At 72.0% G+C, this 25,037-nt stretch carries 24 protein-coding genes and 1 tRNA gene; 16 read left to right on the top strand and 9 right to left on the bottom strand.

The genetic code is table 11. The features are described from left to right. Positions 1–72 precede the first annotated feature (72 nt). From recF to ABT158_RS38860, 6 genes are all read left to right on the top strand, one after another. Positions 73–1,305: a DNA replication/repair protein RecF gene (recF, locus tag ABT158_RS38835; protein WP_352362309.1), complete on the top strand. Its 1,233-nt coding sequence runs from the start codon at positions 73–75 to the stop codon at positions 1,303–1,305. Continuing rightward, the gene (locus ABT158_RS38840; RefSeq protein WP_352324557.1) at positions 1,295–1,795 is read left to right on the top strand and encodes a DciA family protein; all 501 of its coding nucleotides are present in this window, start codon (positions 1,295–1,297) and stop codon (positions 1,793–1,795) included. The genes recF and ABT158_RS38840 overlap by 11 nt, the downstream gene beginning before the upstream one ends. 302 nt (positions 1,796–2,097) lie before the next feature. Continuing rightward, a complete protein-coding gene (gyrB, locus tag ABT158_RS38845; protein ID WP_352362311.1) occupies positions 2,098–4,041 on the top strand; it encodes a DNA topoisomerase (ATP-hydrolyzing) subunit B in 1,944 nt (647 codons plus the stop codon). A gap of 15 nt (positions 4,042–4,056) precedes the next feature. Next, positions 4,057–6,555 carry a DNA gyrase subunit A gene (gene gyrA / locus ABT158_RS38850; protein ID WP_352362313.1) on the top strand — a complete coding sequence of 833 codons (2,499 nt, stop codon included), beginning with the start codon at positions 4,057–4,059 and terminating at the stop codon, positions 6,553–6,555. A gap of 3 nt (positions 6,556–6,558) precedes the next feature. Further along, the gene (locus ABT158_RS38855) at positions 6,559–7,209 is read left to right on the top strand and encodes a DUF3566 domain-containing protein (protein WP_352362315.1); all 651 of its coding nucleotides are present in this window, start codon (positions 6,559–6,561) and stop codon (positions 7,207–7,209) included. Between the two features lie 133 nt (positions 7,210–7,342). Next, positions 7,343–7,416 (top strand) — tRNA-Ile (locus ABT158_RS38860). Between the two features lie 241 nt (positions 7,417–7,657). Here the strand turns inward: ABT158_RS38860 and ABT158_RS38865 are convergent. After that, entirely contained in the window at positions 7,658–8,263 is a 606-nt protein-coding gene (locus ABT158_RS38865) for an NYN domain-containing protein (protein ID WP_352362317.1), read from the bottom strand. Positions 8,264–8,606: 343 nt separating this feature from the next. On the opposite strand from ABT158_RS38865, the gene ABT158_RS38870 reads away from it, so the two are divergent. The 3 genes from ABT158_RS38870 (at position 8,607) to ABT158_RS38880 (ending at position 10,806) form a co-directional block, all read left to right on the top strand. Continuing rightward, on the top strand, positions 8,607–9,047 hold the full coding sequence (locus tag ABT158_RS38870) for a hypothetical protein (RefSeq protein ID WP_352362319.1): 441 nt from the start codon (positions 8,607–8,609) through the stop codon (positions 9,045–9,047). 101 nt (positions 9,048–9,148) lie between these two features. Beyond that, positions 9,149–9,505, top strand: coding sequence for a hypothetical protein (locus tag ABT158_RS38875; RefSeq protein ID WP_352362321.1), 357 nt, complete (start codon positions 9,149–9,151; stop codon positions 9,503–9,505). A gap of 38 nt (positions 9,506–9,543) precedes the next feature. Further along, complete coding sequence (locus tag ABT158_RS38880) at positions 9,544–10,806, top strand: MFS transporter (RefSeq protein ID WP_352362323.1); 1,263 nt, start codon at positions 9,544–9,546, stop codon at positions 10,804–10,806. Between the two features lie 16 nt (positions 10,807–10,822). On the opposite strand, the gene ABT158_RS38885 is transcribed toward ABT158_RS38880, so the two are convergent. After that, entirely contained in the window at positions 10,823–11,194 is a 372-nt protein-coding gene (locus tag ABT158_RS38885) for a DUF4267 domain-containing protein (RefSeq protein WP_352362325.1), read from the bottom strand. An 88-nt stretch (positions 11,195–11,282) separates the two neighbouring features. Here ABT158_RS38885 and ABT158_RS38890 point away from each other — a divergent pair, with 88 nt between their 5' ends. Next, positions 11,283–11,858, top strand: a complete 576-nt coding sequence (locus tag ABT158_RS38890) for a TetR/AcrR family transcriptional regulator (RefSeq protein WP_352362327.1) — start codon at positions 11,283–11,285, stop codon at positions 11,856–11,858. Positions 11,859–11,945: 87 nt separating this feature from the next. Continuing rightward, a complete protein-coding gene (locus ABT158_RS38895; protein ID WP_352362329.1) occupies positions 11,946–12,335 on the top strand; it encodes a YybH family protein in 390 nt (129 codons plus the stop codon). A 28-nt stretch (positions 12,336–12,363) separates the two neighbouring features. Here the strand turns inward: ABT158_RS38895 and ABT158_RS38900 are convergent, their stop codons facing one another. Further along, positions 12,364–12,693, bottom strand: coding sequence for a CU044_2847 family protein (locus ABT158_RS38900; protein ID WP_352362330.1), 330 nt, complete (start codon positions 12,691–12,693; stop codon positions 12,364–12,366). Positions 12,694–12,914: 221 nt separating this feature from the next. Here ABT158_RS38900 and ABT158_RS38905 point away from each other — a divergent pair, with 221 nt between their 5' ends. After that, positions 12,915–13,334 (top strand): hypothetical protein, encoded by a 420-nt coding sequence (locus tag ABT158_RS38905; protein ID WP_352362332.1) that lies wholly within the window; start codon positions 12,915–12,917, stop codon positions 13,332–13,334. A gap of 2 nt (positions 13,335–13,336) precedes the next feature. Then, entirely contained in the window at positions 13,337–13,561 is a 225-nt protein-coding gene (locus ABT158_RS38910) for a helix-turn-helix transcriptional regulator (RefSeq protein ID WP_352324570.1), read from the top strand. Here ABT158_RS38910 and ABT158_RS38915 read toward each other — a convergent pair. Continuing rightward, positions 13,558–14,034, bottom strand: coding sequence for a GbsR/MarR family transcriptional regulator (locus ABT158_RS38915; protein WP_352362334.1), 477 nt, complete (start codon positions 14,032–14,034; stop codon positions 13,558–13,560). The two genes, ABT158_RS38910 and ABT158_RS38915, sit on opposite strands and share 4 nt — an antisense overlap. A gap of 83 nt (positions 14,035–14,117) precedes the next feature. On the opposite strand from ABT158_RS38915, the gene ABT158_RS38920 reads away from it, so the two are divergent. Further along, on the top strand, positions 14,118–14,729 hold the full coding sequence (locus ABT158_RS38920) for an HNH endonuclease family protein (RefSeq protein ID WP_352362336.1): 612 nt from the start codon (positions 14,118–14,120) through the stop codon (positions 14,727–14,729). Here the strand turns inward: ABT158_RS38920 and ABT158_RS38925 are convergent. Beyond that, the gene (locus ABT158_RS38925) at positions 14,707–15,333 is read right to left on the bottom strand and encodes an FMN-binding negative transcriptional regulator (protein WP_352362338.1); all 627 of its coding nucleotides are present in this window, start codon (positions 15,331–15,333) and stop codon (positions 14,707–14,709) included. The two genes, ABT158_RS38920 and ABT158_RS38925, sit on opposite strands and share 23 nt — an antisense overlap. 36 nt (positions 15,334–15,369) lie before the next feature. Between ABT158_RS38925 and ABT158_RS38930 the strand changes: the two genes are divergently transcribed. Next, positions 15,370–16,707 (top strand): aminotransferase class I/II-fold pyridoxal phosphate-dependent enzyme, encoded by a 1,338-nt coding sequence (locus ABT158_RS38930; RefSeq protein ID WP_352362340.1) that lies wholly within the window; start codon positions 15,370–15,372, stop codon positions 16,705–16,707. Between the two features lie 21 nt (positions 16,708–16,728). Here the strand turns inward: ABT158_RS38930 and ABT158_RS38935 are convergent, their stop codons facing one another. Continuing rightward, positions 16,729–18,117, bottom strand: coding sequence for an MFS transporter (locus tag ABT158_RS38935; RefSeq protein WP_352362343.1), 1,389 nt, complete (start codon positions 18,115–18,117; stop codon positions 16,729–16,731). A 153-nt stretch (positions 18,118–18,270) separates the two neighbouring features. Between ABT158_RS38935 and ABT158_RS38940 the strand changes: the two genes are divergently transcribed. Beyond that, the gene (locus ABT158_RS38940) at positions 18,271–18,963 is read left to right on the top strand and encodes a hypothetical protein (protein WP_352362345.1); all 693 of its coding nucleotides are present in this window, start codon (positions 18,271–18,273) and stop codon (positions 18,961–18,963) included. Here ABT158_RS38940 and ABT158_RS38945 read toward each other — a convergent pair. The 3 genes from ABT158_RS38945 to ABT158_RS38955 are packed head-to-tail and all read right to left on the bottom strand — an operon-like array spanning position 18,960 to position 24,989. Next, on the bottom strand, positions 18,960–21,545 hold the full coding sequence (locus ABT158_RS38945; protein ID WP_352362347.1) for a LuxR C-terminal-related transcriptional regulator: 2,586 nt from the start codon (positions 21,543–21,545) through the stop codon (positions 18,960–18,962). The two genes, ABT158_RS38940 and ABT158_RS38945, sit on opposite strands and share 4 nt — an antisense overlap. 49 nt (positions 21,546–21,594) lie before the next feature. After that, positions 21,595–21,756, bottom strand: coding sequence for a hypothetical protein (locus ABT158_RS38950; protein ID WP_185844989.1), 162 nt, complete (start codon positions 21,754–21,756; stop codon positions 21,595–21,597). Positions 21,757–21,791: 35 nt separating this feature from the next. Then, on the bottom strand, positions 21,792–24,989 hold the full coding sequence (locus tag ABT158_RS38955) for an AfsR/SARP family transcriptional regulator (protein WP_352362350.1): 3,198 nt from the start codon (positions 24,987–24,989) through the stop codon (positions 21,792–21,794). Positions 24,990–25,037 lie beyond the last annotated feature (48 nt).

Below are 25,037 nucleotides of genomic sequence, written 5' to 3' on the forward strand. Positions count from 1 at the left end.
AAGCCCGAGGTTTTCCACAGGACGGCACGCCGGTGACACGGGCGGCCCCCGCGGCGGACTAACCTTCGTGGGGTGCATGTCGCCCACCTCTCGCTGACCGACTTCAGGTCCTACGCGTCCGTGGAGCTCGGTCTGGAACCGGGCGTCACGGCTCTCGTCGGGCCCAACGGCCAGGGCAAGACCAACCTGGTCGAGGCCCTCGGCTATGTCGCGACGCACTCCAGCCACCGCGTGGCCAACGACGCGCCGCTGGTGCGGCAGGGGGCCGCGCGGGCCATCGTGCGCTGCGCCGTCCACAGGGACGACCGGCGGGCGCTGGTGGAGCTGGAGATCAACCCGGGCAAGGCCAACCGGGCGCGGCTCAACCGCTCCCCCGTGTCCAGGCCGCGCGACGTCATCGGGCTCCTGCGCACGGTGCTGTTCGCGCCGGAGGACCTGGCGCTGTCCAAGGGCGACCCGTCGGAGCGCCGCCGGTTCCTCGACGACCTGCTGGTGGCCAGGGCCCCGAGGTTCGCCGGGGTCCGGGCCGACTACGACCGGGTGCTGAAGCAGCGCGGCGCCCTGCTGCGCACGGCCGCGCAGGCCCGCAGAGGCAGCAGGAGCGCCCGGCGGGCCGAGAGCGACACCGCGTTCTCCGCCGCGGGCGCCGGCGACGTCCTGAGCACGCTGGAGGTGTGGGACGCCCACCTCGCCAGGCACGGCGCGGAGCTGTTGCGGGCCCGGCTGGAGCTCATCGACGCGCTGCGCCCGCTGGTGGCCGGGGCCTACGCCGCGCTGGCCCCCACGAGCGCCCCCGCGACGCTGGCCTACCGCAGCACGTTGTCCACAGGTGGGGACGGCGCGGAGGACGAAGTCGCCGGTGAGCGGGGATCTCCCGATGCGCAGACGTTATCCACAGACTTGGGGAAAACCCTTGAACAGCAGCTCCGCGACCGGCTGTCGGAGGTCCGCCAGGCCGAGCTGGAACGGGGCGTCACCCTGGTCGGCCCACACCGCGACGACCTGATCCTGGGCCTCGGCGACCTGCCCGCCCGCGGCTACGCCAGTCACGGCGAGTCGTGGTCGTTCGCGCTGGCGCTGCGGCTGGCCGCCTACGACCTGCTGCGGGCCGACGGCGGCGACCCGGTGCTGATCCTCGACGACGTGTTCGCCGAGCTCGACAGCCAGCGCCGGCGCAGGCTGGCCGAGATCGTCGCGCCGGCCGAACAGGTGCTGATCACCGCCGCCGTGCCCGACGACGTGCCGAAGGAGCTGGCGGGGGCCCGTTTCGACGTCGCTGAGGGGAGCGTGACCCGTGTCCGATGAGCAGCACAACGCGGCGGCCAGGGGGGCCGCCATGGCGAGGGAGAAGCTCGCGCAGGCGAAGGCCGACGCGGCCAAGCGTGGCCAGCTCCCGCGCCGCGAGCCCAGGCGCAAGGCCGGCCCGCGCAGGGAGGCCGGCGATCCCCAGCTCTTCGGCCGGGCCATCGCCGACCTGCTGGCCGACCGCGGCTGGGAGCGCTCGGCGGCCGTCGGCGCGGTGTTCGGCCGGTGGAAGGAGATCGTCGGCCCCGACCTGGCCGCCCACACCCGGCCGGAGTCCTTCGACGAGGGCGAGGTGCTCATCGCGGCCGATTCCACAGCCTGGGCGACGCAGGTCAGGCTGCTCGCGCGCACCCTCATCCGCAGGCTCAACGAGGAGCTGGGTGACGGTTCCGTGACAAAGGTCAAGGTCAGGGGGCCGCAGAACGCGCCCCGGCCCACGGGGGGTTTGCGGGTGACCGGAAGCAGGGGGCCCGGCGACACCTATGGTTAGGCGCCGGGGGCGATCAGACAGCCGCAGACGCGATAAGCCCCCTTTCCGAAGGGGGGATGCTTGAGTGGGGGGCAAATCGAGCTAGGGCGCATCACAGGCGCGTGTATTGCCACCACGGGCTCCGGGAAGCGGTAGAATGAAAAAGGATTCCGGACACGTCCGCTTGCGTGTCACCCCGGCAGCAAGCCGACTCCCCCGGGTGACCGCGCATCGGGGCACTCACGACGGTGACGGGCACGGTAGGGGCAGCATGAAGTTGACGGCCTCCCCCGCCGCGTGTCCGCGGCAGGAGGATTTCGCAGTTGTCCTACGACGCTAGCTCAATCACCGTACTCGAAGGACTTGAGGCGGTTCGCAAACGCCCGGGTATGTATATCGGCTCCACCGGTGAGCGCGGCCTGCACCACCTCGTCTACGAGATCGTGGACAACTCGGTGGACGAGGCGCTGGCCGGTTTCGCCACCAGGATCGACATCACGCTGCTGGCCGACGGCGGCGTGCGCGTCGTCGACAACGGCCGCGGCATCCCCACGGGCATCCACCCCGTGGAGAAGCGCTCGGCCGTCGAGGTCGTGCTGACCACGCTCCACGCGGGCGGCAAGTTCGACAGCCAGTCCTACGCGGTCTCCGGCGGCCTGCACGGCGTCGGCTCGGCCGTCGTCAACGCGCTGTCCACCGCCATGGACGTCGAGGTCAAGCAGAACGGCCGCTACTGGCGGCAGCGCTACGAGCACTCCAAGCCCACCGCGCCGCTGGCCCAGGGCGAGGAGACCGACGAGACCGGCACGACGATCACGTTCTGGCCCGATCCCGACGTCTTCGAGACCACCACCTGGAACTACGAGACGCTCTCGCGCCGGTTCCAGGAGACGGCCTTCCTCAACAAGGGCCTGACGATCACGTTCACCGACGAGCGGCCCGACCACGTCAACGGCGAGCCCCACACGGTCGAATACCACTACGAGGGCGGCCTGGCCGACTTCGTCAAGCACCTCAACGCCAAGAAGGAGCCGGCGCACGCGTCGATCGTCTCCTTCGAGGAGGAGGGCGACGGCATCGCGGTCGACATCGCCATGCAGTGGAACAACTCCTACTCGGAGTCGGTCTACACGTTCGCCAACATGATCAACACGGCTGAGGGCGGCACCCACGAGGAGGGCTTCCGCGCGGCGCTGACGACCATCGTCAACCGCTACGCGCGCGAGCAGAAGTTCCTCAAGGAGGGCAAGGACGACAACCTCTCCGGCGAGGACGTCCGCGAGGGCCTGACCGCGATCATCTCGGTCAAGCTGTCCGACCCGCAGTTCGAGGGCCAGACCAAGACCAAGCTGGGCAACACCGAGGCCAAGTCGTTCGTGCAGAAGGCCTGCAACGACCACCTGCGCGACTGGTTCGAGCGCAACCCCGGCGAGGCCAAGGACATCATCAACAAGTCGCTGCAGGCCAGCCGCGCCCGCATAGCGGCCCGCCAGGCCCGCGACCTGACCCGGCGCAAGTCGCTCCTGGAGTCCGGCAGCGGCCTTCCCGGCAAGCTGGCCGACTGCCAGTGGAACGACCCGGAGAAGTGCGAGCTGTTCATCGTCGAGGGCGACTCGGCCGGCGGCTCGGCCAAGGGCGGCCGCGACTCGCGCTTCCAGGCGATCCTGCCCATCCGCGGCAAGATCCTCAACGTCGAGAAGGCGCGGATCGACAAGGTCCTGAAGAACAACGAGGTCCAGGCGCTCATCACCGCCCTGGGCACCGGCGTGCACGACGAGTTCGACATCGCCAAGCTGCGTTACCACAAGGTGATCCTGATGGCCGACGCCGACGTCGACGGCCAGCACATCAACACCCTGCTGCTGACGCTGCTGTTCAGGTTCATGCGGCCGCTGATCGAGGCCGGGCACGTCTACCTGTCGTGCCCGCCGCTCTACAAGATCAAGTGGGACCGGAAGGGCGAGGACGCCTCCTACGCCTACTCCGACGCCGAGCGCGACGCGGTCATCAACGACGGCATCGCGCAGGGCAAGGCAGACCCGCGCCCGCGGGACAACGTCCAGCGCTTCAAGGGCCTCGGCGAGATGAACGCCGGCCAGCTCTGGGAGACCACCATGAACCCGGCGACGCGACTGCTGCGCCTGGTCACGCTCGACGACGCGGCCCAGGCCGACGACCTGTTCAGCGTGCTCATGGGCGAGGACGTCGAGGCGCGGCGCGACTTCATCATCCGCAACGCGCGCGACGTTCGCTTCCTCGACGTTTAAGAAGGACCTGAACCTGTGACGGACGTGAACACCACTCCCCCGGCTGAGCGCATCGAGCCGGTGGACATCCAGTCGGAGATGCAGCGCAGCTACATGGACTACGCGATGTCCGTCATCGTGTCCAGGGCGCTGCCTGACGTGCGCGACGGTCTCAAGCCGGTGCACCGACGGGTGCTCTACGCGATGTACGACGGTGGCTACCGTCCCGACCGCGGCTACTTCAAGTGCGCCCGCGTCGTCGGCGACGTGATGGGCACCTACCACCCCCACGGCGACACCTCGATCTACGACGCGCTGGTCCGCCTGGCCCAGCCGTGGTCGCTGCGCTATCCCCTGGTCGACGGGCAGGGCAACTTCGGCTCGCCGGGCAACGACCCGGCGGCCGCGATGCGGTACACCGAGTGCAAGCTCGCGCCCATCGCCATGGAGATGCTGCGCGACATCGACAAGGACACCGTCGACTTCCGCCCGAACTACGACGGCAAGTCGCAGGAGCCCGACGTCCTGCCGGCGCGGTTCCCGCAGCTGCTGGTCAACGGCTCGGGCGGCATCGCGGTCGGCATGGCCACCAACATCCCGCCGCACAACCTGCGCGAGGTCTCGGCCGCCGTCAGGTGGTACCTGGAGAACCCCGAGGCCGACGACGAGGAGCTGCTGGAAGCCTCGATCAGGCTGGTCAAGGGGCCCGACTTCCCGACCAAGGCGCTGATCGTCGGGCGCCGGGGCATCGAGGACGCGTACCGCACCGGGCGCGGCTCGATCACCATGCGCGCGGTCGTCGAGGTCGAGGAGGACAAGGGCCGGCAGGCGCTCGTCGTCACCGAGCTGCCGTACCAGGTCAACCCGGACAACCTGGCGCTGAAGATCGCCGAGCTGGTGCGCGAGGGCAAGCTCACGGGCATCGCCGACGTACGCGACGAGAGCTCCTCGCGGGTCGGGCAGCGCCTGGTGATCGTGCTCAAGCGCGACGCGGTCGCCAAGGTCGTGCTCAACAACCTGTACAAGCACACCCAGCTCCAGGACACCTTCGGCGCCAACATGCTGGCGCTGGTCGACGGCGTGCCGCGCACGCTGCGGCTCGACCAGTTCATCCGCCACTACGTGGCCCACCAGGTCGAGGTCATCGTCCGCCGGACGCGTTACCTGCTGCGCAAGGCCGAGGAGCGCGCGCACATCCTGCGCGGGCTGCTGAGGGCCCTTGAGCGGCTCGACGACGTCATCGCCCTCATCCGGGCCTCGGAGTCGGCCTCGCACGCCCAGCAGGGCCTCATGGGGCTCCTGGAGATCGACGAGGTCCAGGCGCAGGCCATCCTGGACATGCAGCTGCGCAAGCTGGCCGCTCTGGAGCGGCAGGCCATCCAGGACGAGTACGACGCCCTGATGACCCAGATCGCCGAGTACAACTCGATCCTGGCCAGCGAGGCCCGCCAGCGCGAGATCATCGGCGACGAGCTGGCCGAGGTCGTCAACCGCTTCGGCGACGAGCGCAAGACCGAGATCATCGCCTACGACGGCGACATGTCGATCGAGGACCTCATCGCCGAGGAGGAGATCGTCGTCACGATCACCCGCGGCGGTTATGCCAAGCGCACCCGTACCGACCTCTACCGGGCGCAGAAGCGGGGCGGCAAGGGCGTCCGCGGCGCCCAGCTGCGCCAGGACGACATCGTCGACCACTTCTTCGTCACCACGACGCACCACTGGCTGCTGTTCTTCACGAACAAGGGCCGGGTGTACCGGGTCAAGGCGTACGAGCTGCCTGATGCCGGGCGTGACGCCCGTGGCATGCATCTCGCGAACCTTTTGGCCATGCAGCCCGACGAAACAGTCATGGAAGTTCTCGACCTCCGCGACTACGACGTCGCCCCCTACCTGGTGCTCGCCACGCGCAGCGGCCTGGTCAAGAAGACGCGCCTGTCCGAGTACGACTCCCCCAGGTCGGGCGGTCTGATCGCGATCAACCTGCGCGAGGACGACGAGGTCATCGGCGCCCGCCTGGTCTCCGAGACCGACGATCTGCTGCTCGTCTCCAAGGGCGCGCAGTCGATCAGGTTCACCGCCTCCGACGAGGCGCTGCGGCCCATGGGCCGCGCGACCAGCGGTGTCATCGGCATGAGGTTCCTCGAAGGAGACGAACTTCTCGCCATGAATCGGATCGCCGACGGTCAAGATGTGCTTATCGCCACGAAGGCTGGGTACGCAAAGCGGACGCCAGTGGAGCAGTATCCAGTTCAAGGACGTGGCGGTAGGGGCGTGCTGACTGCGAAAATCGTGAGTTCCCGTGGCAAGCTGGTCGGAGCCGTCATGGTCAACCCAGAGGACGAGGTCTTCGCGATCACGTCCGCCGGCGGGGTGATCCGGACGAGTGCCGGCGAGATCAAGCAGTCCGGCCGCCAGACCATGGGAGTGCGATTGATGAACCTCGCCGAAGGCGACAGCGTGGTTGCCCTCGCCCGGAACGCGGAGTCGATGGAGACTCCGGTGGAGAATGAGGAAGACGGGGGAGGAGAGTAAATCATGAGCGCCCAGGGTGGCACCGCCAGAGCCCAGGCGGCGTCGGGTAACGGACAGCAGCCGAAGAAGTCCACTGAGCCGGAAATCTTCAATGCGGTCGACGGCGAGCAGGACAGGACGCCCGCGAAGGGCGCCGCCGCTCAGCCCCGCTCCAAGGACGAGCCGCAGGCGGAGGGCAACGAGACGGTGCGCCTCCGTCCGTCGCTCACCAGCGAGGCACCTCCGCCCGTCGAGATGCCCAAGAAGAAGTCGTCGAACAACTCGGGGTCCAGGCTGCCCCGCAAGGCACACCTGGTGTTGCGCCGCGTCGAGCCGTGGTCGGCCATGAAGTTCAGCTTCGTGGTGTCCCTGGTCTGCTTCGTGGTGCTCTTCGTGGCAGTGGCCGTCCTTTACGGCGTGCTGTCGGCTCTGGGGGTGTTCGACTCACTCGTCGACCTGGTCAACCAGCTCGGCAAGGGTGAGCAGGGACAGAGCTCGATCCCGATCAACATCGCCTCGTGGTTCGAGCCGGTGCGCATCCTCGGGTACACCGCGCTGATCGGCGCCGTGAACGTGGTGCTGATCACCGCTCTGTCCACGCTGGGCGCGGTCATCTACAACATCGCCTCCGACCTGGTCGGGGGCGTTGAGGTGACGTTCAGCGAGGCCGAATAGCAGGTTCGGGCGGGAGCTCGTGCCGTACCGGGGTGGCTGGTACGGCACGAGCAGCCCGTCGGACACGGTAAGCTTTTCTCGTCCGAACAACTGGTTCGCCTCCAAGAGGCGAATGCGATACCGTTCGGTGTGCGGGGCTATAGCTCAGACGGTTAGAGCGCTTCCCTGATAAGGAAGAGGTCCCAGGTTCAAGTCCTGGTAGCCCCACAGTTCTTCTCAATGCAAAGGCCGTTTCCCGGAGTTCGGGAGACGGCCTTTTGAGTGTTTGCCATCAATGTGCCGCCACGAGCGCTGGGGGTCCGGCGGCGCTTGGCGTGGGGATTTCGGGTGAGGTCGAATGGTGGCGGGTCGGACGATCCGCCGATCGGCCCATCACCCCATCCACGATCGCCCTACGACGACTGACCCGGTTGCGGACCTACTCGTCTCGGGCGGAACGGCGTGCCTTCTATTTGCGGTGCTTCGAGAGGGTCACGTCCAGGCGTGCGGCGTTCCTGTACATGCCGGCGTCGATCGGGATGGCCTCGTCGACGAGACCGGTGTAGGCGCCGGAAGGCACGCCGTCGGGATGAGCCGCCACGATGGTCCTGCCCGGCGCGTAGTACCTGGCCTCACCGATCGCCGCGGCCAGGTCGGAGTCAGAGCTCACCACCAGCGCCGCCTCGCACGCCTTGGTGCACAGGTCGCCGACCAAGTGAGCCGCGAGCCGCACGTCGACCTGCTTCTCCTTGAAGCTGCCGGTCTTGTCGTCGTACTTGGTCTTCCCCATGAACGGCTGGAACTGCTTGCCGTAGACGCTGATGGTGTCCTGTTCGAACTGCTTCTGATCCACCCCGGCCTTGCCGCTCAGCGCGGTGGTGAAGTACTTCACCTTGAACAGCTTGCCGTTGTACGTCTTCAGTACCTGGTCGCACATTCTGACGACGTCCACCCGCCAGTAGTCGGGGCCGGCACTCTGGCAGATCCCGTAGTACAGGTTGGCCGCGTCGATGTAGGCGATCCATCTGCTGTCGCTGTTCAGGACAGTCGCTGCCGCTCCATATGAGGTGGCCATGATCGCTTCGCCCTCGTTCCGGTGATTGAGATGTACGGCACCCGGTCGGCTCAGGGCCCCGCGGGGCGGCTGATTCCACCGCGTACGCATTGCAACCGGCCGCGTTAGCAATACGTTGGATGCCTGATTACCGCCCGGATTACCGCCGCATTTCAGCGAGGCCGAATTTCGCCCGCTGCCCTGAGACGGCCAAGCGTGATGTCGGGGCGTGCCGTCTGCACGCACAGAACTTGAGCTCCAGGGGCATCGCGGCCGAGCTTGGCCGGACGTCCGGCGAACGTGGGCTGGTGGGGGCCGTATTGCTGCCGTAGCCTTGTCGCGAATTGATCAACCGAGGGGTTATATGCGCAGATACGTCGCGGCCATTGTCGTCGTCTCGTCGCTCCTGGCCGGTTGTGCAATTTCGTTTTCAGGACAGCGAGGGGGATCGCCGTCTCGCTTCTTGATCGATCCGCCCCCTGTCAATCGCGCGCTCGCGGACCTTTCGAAAAGCGCCAAAGGCAAGGTGCTGCTTCATCATGTCGATGAGGAGGGGCAGGCCCGCCGCTGGACCACGAAACTCAAGATGGGAGCGTCGTTCCGCCTTGAGGTGGACTGCGTCGGCGCAAGCGGGACGATAATCGTCCGCGTCGGCAAGTCTCAGCTCCCTCATCAGTGCTCCATCGATCCTGGGGGTGTGCGCGTCAGCATGATCCCCGACGATGTGGCTGTCCGTAGCGTCAAGGTCGAGGCGCCCGAGGGTGCCAAATGGGCGATCCTCATTTGGAAGCCGCCGCAGAGTTAGCAGGCCGCGCTGGTGATCAGTGTGCGTGCTGATGAGGAGAGGTCCCCGATTCGGGTCAATGAGGCTGGGGCGGTCCGCAGGGCGTTCGTAGGATCGGGGGTATGGGGATGTTCGTCTCGGTCAGAGGGTGGCTTGAGCTGGGGTTCGCTCAGCGGCCGGACGCCGAGCGTGTCATCGGGGACGACGATCCCTACGCCGGCGGCTGGGCGTGGCCCGCGAAACCCTTCAACTGGACGCTCTACCTGTTCTACGGGGGCGACGTCAGAGAGGGCGCGCTGCACGAGATCCGGGCCAAGGTCGAACGACTGGCCGCCCTGCCGCCGGTCGACGAGGACGGAGACCGGCCGCGGGGAGTCTTCGTGGTCACCGACGAGCGCGGCCGGGCGCGATGCTGGCACGTCCGCGAAGGGGCGGTTCTCGACGTCCCGGCGCCGGACTTCGGGTGGTTGGCGAGCTAGCACCGGAACCACGGGCCCGCGGTGGCAGAATGTCGCGGATGTCGAGGGCGGGGTCGTTGTGGCGGCAGCGGGATTTCGTGCTCCTGTGGAGCAGTCAGACCACCAGTTCGCTCGGGAACGAGATCTCCTATCTGGCGTTACCCCTGGTGGCCGGGCTCGTGCTGGACGCCTCGCCGGTGGAGCTCGGGCTGCTGACGGCGGCGCGGCGGTTGCCGGTGTTGTTCGCGTCGTTGCCGGCGGGCGCCCTGAGCGATCGGTGGCGCAAGCGGCCGGTGATGATCGTCACGTTCCTGGTGTCCGGGTGTGCGATGGGGACGGTCCCCTTGGCGGCCGTGGCCGGAGGGCTCACGCTCGGGCAGCTCTACGCCGTGGCGCTGGTGGTCGCGACGTGTGAGGTGTTCTTCACGCCCGCCTACCAGACGTACCCGCTGACGTTGCTCGGGCCTGAGCGGTTGATGGCGGGGAACGCCAAGCTCACCAGCACGGTCACGGTGGCGGGGATGGCGGGGCAGCCGGTCGGCGGGGTGCTGATCTCGCTGTTCGGGCCGGCCAAGGCGGTGCTCGCCGACGCGCTGTCCTACCTGGGAGGCGCGCTCGCACTGGCGCTGATCCGGTCGCCGGAGGCCAGGCCGGAGCGGACGGAGCGGGCCCCTCGGCTGCGCGAGCAGATCGGGGAGGGGCTGCGGTACGTCGTCCGCCATCGTGTGATCGGGCCGCTGGTGCTCTACATGGCCACGGTCAGCTTCTGCATCGCCGGGCTGAGCGCGCTGGAGGTCAACTACGTCGTGCGGGAGCTCGGCTGGTCGGGCCTGGCGACCGGCCTGGTGTTCGGGGTGAGCATGGCCGGCGGGCTGGCGGCCGGGGCGATCGCGGGGCCGCTCACCGACCGGTACGGCATGCCGCGCGTGCTGCTCGGGGCCGCCTTCGCGTACCCGTTGTGCAGCGGGTCGATCGGGCTGGTGGGGCCGGGACTGGCCGGGCAGCTCGTGGTGGGCGTCTCGTGGACGTTGATGATCATCGTCACGCTCGTCTTCCAGAGCACCCAGCGCAGTCTGCGGCAGCTCCTGACGCCCAAGGAGATGCAGGGGCGGCTGGCGGCCACGTCCCGCTGGCTCACCTGGGCGGCCACGCCGGTCGGCGCGGTCCTCGCGGGGGCGCTGGCCGGCGGGATCGGCATGCGCGGCACGCTTGTCGTGTTCTCGGCCGGGATGCTGGCCGGTCCGGTGGTCATGTGGTGCTCGCCGCTGCGCACGTCCCGGCGGGAGATCGAGCGGGACGTACGGACGGCGGCGGCGGGGTAGCTCCGGGATCGCCGGGTCACACGGCGAAGAGCAGGGCGGCGTTGACGAGGAGGGCGACGGCGGTCGCGAAGTGCACGCCGAAGGCGACCGCCCTGGTGCCGCCGTTGCGGAGCACGATCAGGGTGTCGCCCAGGGGCAGCAGCGCGACGATCAGCATGAACCAGGCTTCGGCCTGGGCGCCGACGAAGGCCAGCAGGGCCAGGCCGAGCAGCCCGTAGGTGCCGTCGCGCAGCCCCTTGATGGTCAGGTAGGCCCGGTCGCCGTCCTGCTTGGCGGGGACGCCGTAACCGGCCGCCGCGGCGACCGGCACGAACAGGAAGCGCGCGCCGATGAAGACGACAAGCAGGTTGAGGGCGATGGCGAGGCCGTAGGCAAGGGTGGTGAGCATGTCCGTCTCCGAGAGCTAGCGTTGCTAGGAACGAGGACGACGCTAGCAGAACGATGACAGAAGCGCTAGCGGTGCTAGGATCGGGAGCATGTCGATACAGGCGCGCCGGGAGCGCGAACGTGCGGAACGCGAGAAGCTGATCATCACGGCCGCCTGCGAGCTGGCCGAGGCCGAGGGCTGGGAGGCGGTGACGACGCGGCGGCTGGCCGAGCGCATCGAGTACAGCCAGCCGGTGCTCTACAGCCACTTCAAGGGCAAGGGCGCGATCATGGCGGCCGTGGCCGTGGAGGGCTGCGTGATCCTCGCGGACGAGCTGCGCGCGGCCCGTACCGCGGCGCCGGACGCCGGCAGCGCCCTCGCGGCCGTCGGCGCGGCCTACACGGCGTTCGCCGAGCGGCGTCCGGCGCTCTACGACGTCATCTTCAGCCAGAACGTCGACCTGCCGTTCGCCACGCCGGAGGCTCCCGCGGCCCTGCACGCGGCCTTCGGCGAGCTGGTCGAGGGGCTGCGCCCGCACGCCGGCGACGGGGAGGACCTGGGCCTGCTCACCGAGACCTACTGGGCCGCCCTGCACGGCCTGGTCACGCTCATGCGCGGCAAGCGGCTGCCGGCCGAGCAGCACGAACGCAGGCTGGAGCTGCTGCTGAAGCGGTTCGCGGCCTGACGGTTCGACGGTTCGACGGCTTGACCTTGTCACCGGCGTCAACGTCTACCCTCGTCGTCCGCATATCGACGAGAACGGACGACCCCCGTGAGCACCCACCGCACCACCCTGGTCGAGCTGGACCAGAGCTTCTTCGACGCCCTGGTGGCCAACGACCACGACCGCCTGAACGACCTGCTGGCGGACGACTTCGTCCTGGTGGGGGTCGAGGACGGGGCGGTCGCCGGCAAGGACGTCCTGCTCGACCTGGTGAAGTCGGGAAGCCTGCGGTTCCCGAAGATCGACTCGTTCCCCGACGAGGCCATCGTGCGGATGATCGGGGACGTCGGGATCGTCGTGGGGCGTACGGGGATGAACTTCACGAACCCCGATGGCAGCACGTTCAGCGCCGGCAGCCGGTACACGCACGTGTACGCCATCGGCCCCGACGGAAGGTGGCGGCTGGTCTCGGCGCAGGGCACGGCCATCAAGGCGTGACCTGAGGACGCCCTAACGGGAAGCCGGGTCAGTCGCCTTCCGGTTTCCGCCATTCCGCGGTGACCTTGAGATGGGCCTCTCCCGTCGACTCGGCGATGACCACGCCGGCCTTGGCGGTCAGCTTCATCCCGAACTCGACCGCCACCACGTCCGGCGGCTCCGGGCATGACCGCATGCGGCGCAGGACGTCGGTGGCGAAGACCTGGACGCGCTGGAGGCCCGCGCCCAGCGCCTCCGGCATGCGTTCGACGGCCGCGCGGGCCCGTCCGGCGGGAAGCGGCTCGTCGCCGGGCCGCTCGTTGACCTCCACGAGCACGGTGCCGCCGTCGTCGAGGGGTACTTCGAGGAAGTAGCGCATGGTTGCCTCCTGTCCTGGGACAGGTGCAAGCATGGTGGACGGGCCCGCCCGGCGGAGGCTCTTTCGCCGCGGCGACGCGCCACGCCCACAGAAGGGGCTCCCGTGGACGGCCACACAAATGGCGCGAAGTTATCCACAGGTTGGGGACAGTTGTCCACAGTGGTGGACAAGTCTGAAATCATTGACACGATGTCTGGATTGTTTTACCTTCCCTGCTTGTGATGTCGTACGAGGAAAAGGGCGCCTGGGTCTATCTCCTGGCGACGGCCGGCGCCTACGTGGCCTACGTCATCGTCATCCTGGGCCGGGCCGGCGACGGCCCGCTCAGTGCCGTCCCCTACGTCGCGCCGATGCTGTGGGCGATCGGGATCAGCGTCGTCCTGTCGATCGCGGGCCGTATCGTGGTCGAGATCGTGAAGCCCAGCGAGAGTCACAAGAGCGACGTGCGAGACAAGGAAATCAACCGTTCCGCCCAACATGTCGGAGGCGTCGTCCTGGCCGCCTCCATGGTGGTCCCCCTTGGCCTGACCATGGCGGAAGCCGACCATTTCTGGATCGCCAACGCCATCTACGGCGCGCTCGTCCTGTCCACTCTGGTGGCCACCCCGCTGCGGCTGCTCGCCTACCGGAGGGGCCTGTAGGCATGGGCAAGCCGACCAAGGTGACCAACTCCATCAGGGCTCTGCGGTTCGCGCACGGGGAGATGACGCAGGCCGAGCTGGCCCAGCGGGTCGGCGTCACGCGGCAGACCGTCATCGCCATCGAGCAGGGCCGGTACTCACCCTCTCTTGAGGTGGCCTTTCAGATCGCCCGGGTGTTCCGGGTGCCCCTGGACGACGTCTTCCAGTACCCGGACGCCGACGGCTAGTTATCCACAGGCGCGTCGGTTTTCCACAGGCTGTCGAGAGCGGTGGCGACGGCCGCGATGGAGTCGTGCGCGGAGCGGATGCGGGCGGTCTGGGCCTCGTCCGTCCAGCCGAGCCGCAGGCCCTCCTCGGCCAGCGCGTCGAAGGCCGTGAACGCGGCCAGCTTCTGGCGCAGGACCTTCGCCCAGGCGTCGTCCTCGATCCGGTAGTAGACGTTGCGCTCCCCCGGCCTGCGCAGCTTGTGGACGACCCGGATCGACGTCAGGAGCTGCATGGTCGTCGTCAGGGACGCGCGGCTCGCGCCGATGGCGTCGGCGATGTCGGAGGCCGTCTGCGCGGGCGGGTCGCAGACCATGAGCCAGCCCAGGACGCGCCCGGTGATCGGGGCCAGCCCCCATTCCTCGGAGACGAAGTCCGCCACCCGCTCGACCCAGTCGAGCACCTGCTCCCGGCCCGGACCGTCCGGCGACTGCATGTGGGACCCTCTCCCTCGACATCGCTCTGTGTGAGTCGTCAAATACTAGGAGCAACGAGGGGTGGGCTGCTAATGCTGGGTCCATGATCGCCGTCATGTGGCCGCTGCTGCTGCTCCCCCTGGTCCTGCCCGAGCCGACCTCGGTCGCCCGTGCCCGGGGCGAGTTGCGGGAGCTGGTCGTCGCCGAGGCGCGGTCGCTGAGGGGGTATGCGCACGAGCGGTTCATGCCGTCCTGGACCGAGGCGGAGGGCGCGTGCGACACGCGGGAGGTCGTCCTGCGGCGTGACGCCGTGTCCGTGACGACCGACCTCGACTGCGAGGCCGTCCACGGCACCTGGTTCAGCGAGTACGACGGCCTGACCCTGCACAGCGAGGAGCAGATCGACGTCGACCACCTCGTGCCGCTGGCCAACGCCTGGGTCTCCGGCGCGAACGCCTGGACCGACGAGCAGCGGCAGGCGTTCGCCAACGATCTCACCAGGCCCGAGCTCATCGCCGTCAGCGAGTCGGTCAACCTGGACAAGGCGGGCAGCAGCCCGGCGACGTGGCGGCCGCCGCGCAGGTCGTACTGGTGCACGTACGCGCGGGCCTGGATCACGGTGAAGCACCACTACGGGCTGACCGTCACCCACCGGGAGAAGCGGGTACTCATCCGCATGTTGCGCACCTGCCTCAGCGCTCAGCCATCCGCCTGAGCTGCTGCTCCCTGGCTCCGGCGTCGCCCGGCAGGCCGCGCTCGGCCAGCAGCCCGGCGACGCGCTCGCGGGTCTCGACGGGGTGGCGGCCGTCGTACTTGAACTTGGCGCGTGCCGCCACCACCGCCAGCCGCAGCCCGCGCAGGCCGGGCAGCTGCCGGTGGTAGGGCCCCTCGCCGGCCGCCACGACGCCGTGCGCGCCGTCGGGCTGGAAGTGGGCGAGCTGGCGGCGCAGGATCTCGGCCTTGCCCTCGGGGTCGTCCACCACCTCGGCCCGGCAGGTGAGCTGGACGGAGGCGTAATAGCTGGTGGGCACGCCGGTCTCGGGGTCGCCCGTCCGCCAGCCGCCGGGGATGTAGGCGTAGTCGTCGTGCACGCTCAGCAGGACCGCCGGGTCGCGTTCGATCGCCGTCCACACCGGGTTGGGCCTGGCCAGGTGGAGCAGCACCTCCCCGGCGGCGGCGTCGAAGAGGAAGTGGGTGGGGACGACGACGGGCGGGCCGCCGTCGGGGCCGTTCGCGGCCAGCTGGCCGAAGTCGCGGGTGGCCAGCCAGGTGTGCCACTCGTCGTCGTCCCGTGCGGCGTCCCAGGGATGAATGAGCACGTGAAACCCTCCCGCCCAGCTTTGTATTAGTACATAATGTATTTTGTGTCAGAAACATACAGGATCGTCGGTGGGACGGCCAGCGAGATCGCTGCGGGCGTCGAGGCCGCGGTGTCCGCGGGCCTGCTGCCTCCCGGGGCGCACCTGCCGCCGGTGCGCGAGGTGGCCGCCACGGCCGAGGTCAGCCCGAACACCGCCGCGGCCGCGTACCGGCTGCTGCGGGAGCGCGGGATCGTCGAGACGGCGGGCCGGCGCGGCACGCGGGTCCGGCCGCGCCCGGCCACCACGACCCGCGAGGAGATCCGCATCGAGGTGCCGCCGGGCGTGCGCGACCTGTCGCACGGCAACCCCGACCCAGCCCTGCTGCCGCCGCTGCACGAGGCGCTCGCCGCCGCCGCCAGGGCGCACGAGCAGCGTCCGGCCATGTACGGCACGGGCGACGACGAGGAGCTGCTCTCGCTGGCCGCCGCCCGTCTGCGTGCGGACGGCGTGCCCGCCGCGCCGCTGGCGATCACCTCCGGCACCCTCGACGCGGTGGAACGCGTCCTGAACGCCCACCTTCGTCCCGGCGACGCGATCGGCGTCGAGGACCCCGGCTGGACGGCCCTGCTCGACCTGGTCGCCGCCCTCGGGCTGCGGCCGGTCCCGATGCGGCTGGACGACGAGGGCCCGCTGCCGGACGAGCTCGACCGGGCGTTGCGGGCGGGCGTACGAGCGGTGGTGATCACCGCCCGCGCCCAGAACCCCACCGGCGCGGCCGTCACCGCCCGGCGGGCCGCGGACCTGCGCGCCCTGCTCGCCAGCCGTCCCGACGTGGTGCTGATCGAGGACGACCACGGCGCGAGCCTGGTGGACCTCCCCCTCCATCCCCTGGCCGGCGTGACCACCCGCTGGTTGCTCACCCGCTCGACGGCCAAGGCGTTCGGCCCCGACCTGCGGCTGGCGCTGGTCACCGGCGATCCCGTCACGCTCGACCGGCTGCGCGGGCGGCAGCGGCTGGCCGCCGGCTGGGTCAGCCATCTGCTGCAGCGCGCGGTCGCTCACCTGTGGCGTGCACAGGCTGTGGACACCGCGGCCGTGGCCGCCGCGTACGCCGGTCGGCGGGACGGCCTGATCGACGCGCTGGCCGCGCGTGGCCTGCGGGCGCACGGCCGCAGCGGGCTCAACGTCTGGGTCCCGGTGGCCGACGAGACCACCGCCGTCACCCGGCTGCTGGCCCTCGGCTGGGCGGCCGCGCCCGGTGCCCGCAACCGCGTCCGCACGCCGCCCGCGCTGCGGCTGACGGTCTCCACGCTGCGGCCCGACGAGCTGCCGCGCCTGGCCGGCGACCTGGCCGCCGCCCTGCGCCCGCCCACGGCCGGCCGGTACGGCTGACGTCCCGGACGGGCCCCGCGATCAGCGGTTCGGCTCCAGGGACATCGCCGGGCACGGCTCGGGGCGGCGGGGGCGGCGCGGGCGGCGTACCGAATGGGCCAGGACGCCCAGCGCGCCCACGATGAGCACGAGCAGGGCCGCCCTGGTGGCCGCGGGCCAGCCGGCGTCCAGGGAGCCGAAGAACACCGCGCCGGTGATCGTCCCGCCGAGCACCCCGCCGGTCTCCTGGACGGTCCCCAGCACCCCGGCCGCCGCGCCCGCCCGCTCCCGGCGTACGGACGCGAGCACCGACGACAGCAGCGGCGACATGACCAGCCCCATCCCCGCGCCCACCACCAGCAGCGCGCCCGCCACCAGGTACGGCGACTCCCCCGCCTGGAGGAGCAGCCCGAGCCCGAGCAGCAGCGCCAGCGGGCCGGCCGGGCGCGGGACCCGGGCCGAGCGCGGCGAGGCCAGGAAGAAGCCGGCGTTCAGCGCGGTGCACACCGCCCCGGCGGCCAGGGGGCCGAGGCCGAGGCCGTCCTGGAGGTTGAGGGCGAGCACGAACGACAGGCCCGCGGAGGTGCCGAACAGCAGCGCGACCGCCGCCAGCCCGGCCGTGAACCCCTTCTCGCCAAACACCGCCAGGTCCAGCAGCGGTTCCCGGCCGGTCGCCGCCAGCCGCCGCTGCCGCCGGACGAACGCCGCCAGCATGAGCGCCGCGCCGCCCAGGCACGGCCACGTCCACTGCGGCCAGCCCTCCTCGCGGCCCTGGACCAGCGGCAGCACGACGCCGGCCAGCCCCGCCGCGACCAGCGCCGCCCCCGGCACGTCGAGCCCCGCACGCGACCCGGCCCCGGCGACGCGGGGGACCAGCCGCCCGGTCAGCGCCAGCGCCGCCAGGCCGATCGGCACGTTGACCAGGAAGCACGCCCGCCAGCCGAGCCCGAGGGGATCGGCCGCCACCACCAGCCCGCCCACGACCTGGCCGCTCATCCCGGCCAGGCCCACCACCGTGCCGTACCAGCCGAACGCCCTGGCCCGGCCCGCGCCCGGGAACAGTGTCCCGATCAGGGTCAGGACCTGCGGCGCGAGCAGCGCCGCCGCGACGCCCTGCGCCACCCGGGCGAGCACGAGCGCGGCGGCGTCCGGCGCGCCGCCGCAGGCCGCCGAGGCGAGCGTGAACAGGGCCAGCCCGGCGGCGAAGAGGCGGCGCGGCCCGTACAGGTCGCCGAGCCGCCCCGAGACGATCAGCCCCGCCGCGTACGCCAGCCCGTACCCGGCGACCACGAACTGGCTCGCCGCGTCGCCCGCTCCCAGGTCGGCGCGGATCGAGGGCACGGCCACGTTCGCGACGAAGAAGTCGAGCGTGGTCATGAACACCGCGACCAGCACCACGGGCAGGGCCGCCCAGCGAGGACGGAGGGACATCAGGGACTCCAAGGGAGGGAGGAACCGGGCGGTGGAAGAACACCGGCGGACGCCGGACGGTTGACCTCACCCTGGAGCCAGGCGATTACGGTTTCCTGCTGATGAGCTACGGATTGAGCGCCATAATGACGCTCAATGCCGAAATTTCAGGGGTTGGGGGAGTTTGCCGCGGCGATCGCCCCCGTCATCGACGCGGCCCACGTCGACGTGCACGCCGCCGCCCGCAGAGCCGTCCTGGACCTGACCGAGCGCTCCGGCCTGACCAGCGGCCTCCTCAACGACCTGCGCTTCGTGCTCCCCCTGCGCCCGGTGACCACGGCCGCGCTCGCCGCCGTCCACCGGTACGGCGACGTCACCGAAAGCGTCGGCGTCCACCTGCGCGAGGGCACGCTCGAACGGGACGCCGGCGGGGCGTTGCGGCTCACCTCCACGGGACGGGCGTTCGTGGACGCCCTGTACGCCGCGCACGCCGAGGCGGCCGGCCGCGTCTGGGCGGGCCACGACGTGGCCGCTCTCGCCGTGTCGGTCGGCGGGGTGCTCGACCGGGCGGTACGCGTGCCGGGCGGCGCCCTGGAGGTGATGGCGCCGCCGTACGAGCCGGACGCCGCCCCCGCCGGCCTGCTGCTGTTCAACCGGCTCGCCGCGCTGCGCTACCACCGGGCCGACGCGCACGCCGAGTCCTGGCGCGCGGCCGGGCTGACCGCGGACGGGATCGTCGCGCTGAAGGACGGTCCCGTCCGGGCCGCGATCGAGGCCGAGACGAACCGGCGGGCCGCCGACCCGTACCGGGCCATGACGGACGACGACCGCCAGGCCCTGTACGACGGCCTCCTGAGCCTTATTTAAAGCGCCGCCAGCAGGCGGCCCACCTGCGTGCGGTCGTTGACCCCCAGCTTCTCGTAGGCCGCCTGCAGATGGTTGGCCGCCGTCCGGGTGGACAGCGTCAGCCGGTCGGCGATCTGCCGGTTCGTCAGCCCGGCCGCCGCCAGCTTGACGATCTCCCGCTGGCGTGGCGTGAGCTCCGGCGTGGCCAGCTCGACCAGCGCGGGCGTGGAGACCCCCGGGCACCGCCTGGCCAGCGCCCACGCCCTGGTCTGCGCCCCCTTGGCCAGCGTGCCCCGGCCGTCCCTGCGGTGGGCCGCCGACTCCTGGGCGAGGGCCTCGGCGGCGTACAGGATCAGGCCGAGCCGTTCGAACTCGGCGGCGACGTCCCGCAGCTCGGCCGGGTCGCCGACGGCCCGCGCGTGCCGGGCGAACAGCCCGGCGAGGGGCCCGTCCACCCGTTCGGCGAGCGCGGCCAGCCGCCGGGCCGCCAGGGCGGGCGCGCCCAGCCGCACCAGGTCGTGCAGCGCGAACATCAGGTGCCCGGACTGCTCGTGCCGCTCGGCCAGCCCGGCGGCCGTCAGGCACAGGCTCACCGCCTGGTCCAGGTCGCCCGCCGAGGCCGTCACCCAGACCGCGGCCTGCAACACCGGCTGCCGGGTGAACGCCCACCGCGAGGCCGGCCCCTCGGCCTCGGCCAGCGCGGCCCGCGCCGCCGCCGTCTCCCCCATCAGCGCCCGCGCGTGGGCCAGCTCGGCCAGGCAGCGCCCCCGGTACGGCGTCCCGGGAGGCAGCCGGGCCGCGTCCTGCCTGGCCCAGCGGGCCGCGCCGGCCGCGTCGCCGCGCAGCCTGCCGACCATCGCCCGGTACGCCCCGAACCCCGACACCGACAGCTCGGCCGCGGCCGTCTCCATGCCTTCCGCGGCCGTCCGCGCCGCCGCGTCCAGGCGGCCGGAGAACACCAGGGCGGCGCAGCGCGCGTCCAGCAGCGTCGGCAGCGCGTGCGGGGCGTCGTCGTCCCAGCCGTCCCGGCCCGCGAGGGCCCGCCCGGCCACGGCGAGCGCGCTCTCCGCACGTCCGGAGTAGGCGGCGGTCCAGGACTCCAGCGCGGCCGCGTGCGCCGCGCCGCGCACGGTCGCCGGCTCGCACGCGCGCGCCCGCGCCAGGGCGTCCGCGGCCCCGGCCAGCCGGCCGGCGAAGAAGTCGGCGACGCCCCGGTAGACGTGCGCCTCCTGCCGCCAGGCCGGATCGGTCAGGGACCCGGCGGCCAGGTCGAGCACCCGGCACGCCTCGGCGTCCGCGCCCGCCCAGGCGAGGTTCATGCCCAGGCTGAAGGCGTGCTGGGCGCGCTCGCCCTCGGTGACGGCGTTCCTGGCCGCCTGCCGCAGCGCCGTCAGCGCCGCGTCCTGGTCGCCCAGCACCATCAGCACCTGGCCGAGCAGCGCGACCGCCGCCACGCCCGCGCCCGCCTCGATCGCGGCCCTGGCCAGCCGGGCGGCCAGCCTGGGGTCACGCCTGGCCCAGGCCAGGCCCGCGGCCGACAACAACAGCTCCGGCGCGGCGGCCGACCCGCTGTCCAGCCGCCAGACGGCCGCCCGCAGCTCGTCCTCGCGCCGCCGCAGGCCGCCTGCCTCCAGGGCCTCGGCCAGCGTCCGCAGCCGCCGCCTGGCCCGCAGGGTGCCGCAGTCGCCGCGGACCACCTCGCCGTACAGGGGGTGGCCGAGGCGTACCTGCTCGCGCCTGCCGTCGCCGGCGACCGTGACCAGGCCGCGGGCCTCGACCCGCTCCACCGCGCGCGGCGAGGTCAGCGCGACCAGCAGCTCCGCGTCCACCGGCTCGCCGTACGCCACCAGCTCCAGCACCTCCCGCTCGTCCTGGTCCAGGTGGCCGATCCGGGCGCCGACCAGCTCGCGCAGCCGGGTCGTCATCGACAGCTCGCCCCGCCAGCGCCACTCGCCGCCGCTCTCGGCCAGGCAGCCGGACGTGCGCCCGGCATGGACGACCTCGCGCAGGTAGAGCACGTTCCCGCCGGTGACGGCCGCCAGATGCCGTACGGTCCCCTCCGCCACCTCGCCGCCGAGCGCGCCCGCCAGCACCTGGCCGACCTCGTCGCGGCCGAGCGGCGGCAGCTCGACCCTGGTCAGCAGCTCGTCCTTCCACAGCGCGGCCACCGGCGCGGGCAGCGGGCCGCCCGTACGCACCGTGACCAGCACCCTGGCCTCCCCGCCGGCGGCCAGGTAGTGCACCAGCGCCGCCGACGCCGCGTCCAGCCGGTGGGCGTCGTCCACGCTCACCAGCAGCTCTCCCTCTCCCCTGCGCAGGTGCCGCGCGGCCCAGCGCAGCAGGTTCTCGCCACTCTGCGGCGGCCCCGTCAACACATGGGCGAACGCCCCGAACGGGATCATCGACGCGGTCTCCGTGCCCAGCACGCGCACGACCTCGTACCCGTCGAGCCCGGCCAGCGCCTGCGCGGCCAGCCTACTCTTGCCGACGCCCGCCTCACCGGCGATCATCGCGCCCGCTCCCGACCGCAGCGCCGCGCGCACGGTCGCGATCGATCCCCCTCGCCCGACGAACGGCCATCCACTCCCCAGCTGCTCGCTCATCGTGCCTCCTCTCACCACAGATGGTGGCGAGCCGAGGTTCGCGCGAGGTTCAGGCCGGATCGCGGTTCAGGCCGGCCGCGTTCAGCAACAGGGTGATCACGGCGTCGGCGCCGCTGAACGGCACCGGCTCGCCCCCCACCTCTTCGAGCAGCCCGCGGAGCTGGCCGCCGGATTGCTCGGGCTCGACCAGCCGTACGATGACCGTCCTCATCTGATCACCATCACCCGGGACGGTTCAGGTCTGGTTCAGGTGGGGTAGGGCGCGGGCTCGACCTCCAGCTCCCGCATGCGCTCGGCGTAGAGGTGGTAGCGCCTGCGGGCGTCGCCGCGCCGGCCCGCCAGGTCGAGCACGCGCACCAGGCCCAGGTGGGCGCGCTCGTCGTAGCCGTCGCGCTCCAGCAGGCGCAGCCAGTAGCGGGCGGCCTCGTCGTAGCGCCGCTCGCGGGTGCGCGCCGTGGCCAGCCGGGCGGCCGCCTGCACGTAGGCCAGCCGCGCCTGTTCGCGCAGGCCCACCGCCCAGTCGGCGTAGGGGTCCTCCTCGCAGAACTCGCCGCCGTACGCGCTCTCGGCCGCCGTCCACCGCTCCAGTGCCTCGGCGGCGCGGCCGGCCTGCTCCAGCCGTACGGCGCCGGCGGTCAGGTCGAGGAAGCGCTCCACGTCGACGTCGGCGTGCGCCAGGTCCAGGCGCAGCGCGCCCTCCTCGGAGACCACGACGTCGTCGGCGGGCCGCTCGTGGGCCGGGTCGAGCACCGCGCGCAGCGTGGAGACCATGACGTTGAGCCGCCGCAACCCGACCGCGTCGTCGCGCTGCTCGGGCCACAGGATCTCCACCAGCCGTTCCCTGCTGATCGCGCCGCCTCGGCGGCTGACCAGGATCTTCAGCAGGTCGCGGGCCTTGCGCGACTGCCAGGCCGTACGCGGGACCGGCACCGCGCCGCGCAGCACCCGGAACGTTCCCATGGTCTCGATCACCACCGCCGCCCCCGGCGCGGGCGCCGCGCGGGCGATCAGCTCGTCGATCCGGTCGTCCAGCGCCCGGCAGCCGATCGCGTGCATCCGCTCGCGCACCCGTACGGCCACCTCACCCCCGCTCACCGGGTCGGACAGGGCCGCCCGCACCAGCTCGGCCCTGGCCCGCCCGATCGGGTCGCCGAGCGCCGCCCACCTGCGCACCGCCTCGTCGGCCTGCGCGGGATCGCCGTCGAGCCGGGCCCGCAGCTCGTGCAGCACGGCCTGGGCCGCGTGGTCCCTGCGCTCCACGGCGATCGGCTCGGTCTCGCCGACCAGCCGGGCGGCCTCCTCGCGACGGCCGGCGGCCAGGGCCACGTGCGCCGCGGCCACCCGCGCGGAGACCCCGGCGATGCCGCCGGCGTACGCCAGCGCCTGCCCGGCCACCTGGGCCGCCTCCTCGGGATCGTCCTCGGCCAGCAGCTCGGCCAGCGCGTTGAGCGCGTTCGAGCGGGTCTGCACCTCGCCCAGCGGCTCGGTCTCGGCGATCACCCGGCGGTAGACGGCGGCCGCCTGCCCGCGGTCGCCGCGCAGCGCGTGGATCTCGCCCAGCCGGACCAGCCCGACGCTGACCAGCCGCGATCCCATCGCCTCCCACCTGGCCACCGCGTCGGCCGCGTCGATCGCCGACTCCTCCAGCCGGCCGAGCCCGACCAGCGCCTTGGCCCGGTTGGCCACGTTGAGCGCGGCGTACGGCGCGAACGACACCAGGTCGCACAGCCTGCTCGCGGCCTCCGTCTCGGCCAGCGCCTCGGTGTAGGCGCCCTCGTCCAGATGGCGGGAGGCCCGGTTGGCCCGGATCCTGATGAGCTGGACGACGTCGCCGGCGCGTTCGGCGTACTCCAGGGCGCGCAGGTAGTAGGCGTCGTTGGCGCGGCGGTCGCCGTCGAGGGCGGCCAGCATGGCCAGGACCGTGTTGGCCATCGCCAGCGCGCCGGGGTCGCCGAGGCCGCCGGCCTGCTCCAGCGCCCGGTCGGCCAGCTCGGCGCAGCCCGCCCGGTCGCCCTTCAGCCACAGCACCGAGGCCATGGAGGCGGCGCACATGGCGGCGTCGGCGGGCGGCGAGCCGTAGGCGTGCCCCTTGGCGTACATCGTCATGGCGGCGTCGAGGTCGCCGCGCAGGTGGTCGATGAAGCCGAGCCGCCTGGCCACGAACGCGTCGAAGGCGGGGCCGTCGGCGACGCGGGCCAGCAGGTCGCGGGCGCGGGTCCAGTGGCCGCGGTTCTGCTCGGCGATGCCGGCCAGCCTGAGCATCGGCGGCGCGCCTCTGGCCTGCTCGGGCAGCAGGTCGAGGGCCGCGATCACGTCGCCGCGCTCGGCCAGGCGGGGGCCGTGGGAGTTGAGCAGCGACGCGGCGAGATCGGGGTGGGCGGTCGCGACGGCGGCACGCAGGGCCAGCTCGGGCTGGTCGTGCTCGACGTACCAGCGGGCGGCGACGGCGGCCACGTCGTGGGCCTCGTGCCGGTCGAGCGGGGCGTGCCTGGCCAGGACGTGCCTGCTGGTCGAGGTCAGCCGGTGGCCGTCCTGGTCGGCCTCGATGAACAGGCCGCGGCTGGTCAGGGCCGCGAGCGTGTCGGGCGGCGCGCCGAGCGTGGCGGCCAGGCCGGACGTCAGCACCGGCAGGACGGTCGCCGCGCGCAGCAGCTCCCGCATGCCCGCCGGCAGGTCCTTGAACGCGGCGAGCGTCAGGTGTTCGAGCGTGGCCGAGTTGGCGGCCAGGCTCGCCGCGGTGCGCGGCCAGCTCGCCGGCTCCTCGCGGGCCAGCGCGTCGAGGGCGGCCTGGACGGCGGCCGGCCAGCCCGCGCACGCCTCGTGCAGCCTGGCGGCGATGCCCGCCCCCTGCTCGCCCAGCCGCTCTCTGGCCCAGGCGCCGGTCTCGGACGCGGTGAGCGCGAGGTCGGTGGCGTCGAGGTCGAGCACCTCGTGGTCCTGGCGCAGCCGGGCCGTCGGGAACGGCAGCGGCGCCCGCGAGGCGGTGACCAGATGCAGGTGCCGGGGCGCGGCGCGGACCAGCGTCTCGACGTAACGCACCGAGCCGGGCGCGCCGATGATCGCGTCGACGCCGTCGAAGACCAGCGCCAGACCCCTGGTCAGCCGCCGGGCCAGTGCCTCGGCCAGCGCGCCCGCCAGCGCGGCGGCCCTGGACAGCTCGTCGGCGTCGGGCCCGAGCGGCGCCCCGGCCGCGGCCAGCAGGTCGGCGGGCAACCTCGGCACGGCCTCGGCCAGCGCCGACGCCACCGAGCCCGCCAGCGTCGGCAGGTCGCGGTCGGCGGGCCCGAGCAGGTGCAGGACGCCGCCCACGGCGTGGCTCCAACCGGCGAGCGCGATCGACTTCCCGTAGCCTGTAGAGGCCACGAGCGTGGTGAGCCTGTGCGTAAGCGCCCCGTCGAGCCGCCGGTCGAGGGCGGGACGGGGTTGCACCCACCCTCGTTCCACCCCCGCATGCTACGCCCGGGCTCGCGGGGGACTCCAGAGTTCGCAAAG

The sequence above is a fragment of the Nonomuraea sp. NPDC001636 genome, assembly GCF_040298265.1.
GTDB lineage: Bacteria > Actinomycetota > Actinomycetes > Streptosporangiales > Streptosporangiaceae > Nonomuraea.

What these genes read in the sequence shown, in the direction of transcription:
- ABT158_RS38855 (WP_352362315.1), top strand. Translation starts at nt 6,559, where the DNA reads ATGAGCGCCCAGGGTGGCACCGCCAGAGCCCAGGCGGCGTCGGGTAAC.
- ABT158_RS38865 (WP_352362317.1), bottom strand. Translation starts at nt 8,263, where the DNA reads ATGGCCACCTCATATGGAGCGGCAGCGACTGTCCTGAACAGCGACAGC.
- ABT158_RS38870 (WP_352362319.1), top strand. Translation starts at nt 8,607, where the DNA reads ATGCGCAGATACGTCGCGGCCATTGTCGTCGTCTCGTCGCTCCTGGCC.
- ABT158_RS38875 (WP_352362321.1), top strand. Translation starts at nt 9,149, where the DNA reads ATGGGGATGTTCGTCTCGGTCAGAGGGTGGCTTGAGCTGGGGTTCGCT.
- ABT158_RS38880 (WP_352362323.1), top strand. Translation starts at nt 9,544, where the DNA reads ATGTCGAGGGCGGGGTCGTTGTGGCGGCAGCGGGATTTCGTGCTCCTG.
- ABT158_RS38885 (WP_352362325.1), bottom strand. Translation starts at nt 11,194, where the DNA reads ATGCTCACCACCCTTGCCTACGGCCTCGCCATCGCCCTCAACCTGCTT.
- ABT158_RS38890 (WP_352362327.1), top strand. Translation starts at nt 11,283, where the DNA reads ATGTCGATACAGGCGCGCCGGGAGCGCGAACGTGCGGAACGCGAGAAG.
- ABT158_RS38900 (WP_352362330.1), bottom strand. Translation starts at nt 12,693, where the DNA reads ATGCGCTACTTCCTCGAAGTACCCCTCGACGACGGCGGCACCGTGCTC.
- ABT158_RS38905 (WP_352362332.1), top strand. Translation starts at nt 12,915, where the DNA reads ATGTCGTACGAGGAAAAGGGCGCCTGGGTCTATCTCCTGGCGACGGCC.
- ABT158_RS38910 (WP_352324570.1), top strand. Translation starts at nt 13,337, where the DNA reads ATGGGCAAGCCGACCAAGGTGACCAACTCCATCAGGGCTCTGCGGTTC.
- ABT158_RS38915 (WP_352362334.1), bottom strand. Translation starts at nt 14,034, where the DNA reads ATGCAGTCGCCGGACGGTCCGGGCCGGGAGCAGGTGCTCGACTGGGTC.
- ABT158_RS38920 (WP_352362336.1), top strand. Translation starts at nt 14,118, where the DNA reads ATGATCGCCGTCATGTGGCCGCTGCTGCTGCTCCCCCTGGTCCTGCCC.
- ABT158_RS38930 (WP_352362340.1), top strand. Translation starts at nt 15,370, where the DNA reads ATGTATTTTGTGTCAGAAACATACAGGATCGTCGGTGGGACGGCCAGC.
- ABT158_RS38935 (WP_352362343.1), bottom strand. Translation starts at nt 18,117, where the DNA reads ATGTCCCTCCGTCCTCGCTGGGCGGCCCTGCCCGTGGTGCTGGTCGCG.
- ABT158_RS38945 (WP_352362347.1), bottom strand. Translation starts at nt 21,545, where the DNA reads ATGAGCGAGCAGCTGGGGAGTGGATGGCCGTTCGTCGGGCGAGGGGGA.
- ABT158_RS38950 (WP_185844989.1), bottom strand. Translation starts at nt 21,756, where the DNA reads ATGAGGACGGTCATCGTACGGCTGGTCGAGCCCGAGCAATCCGGCGGC.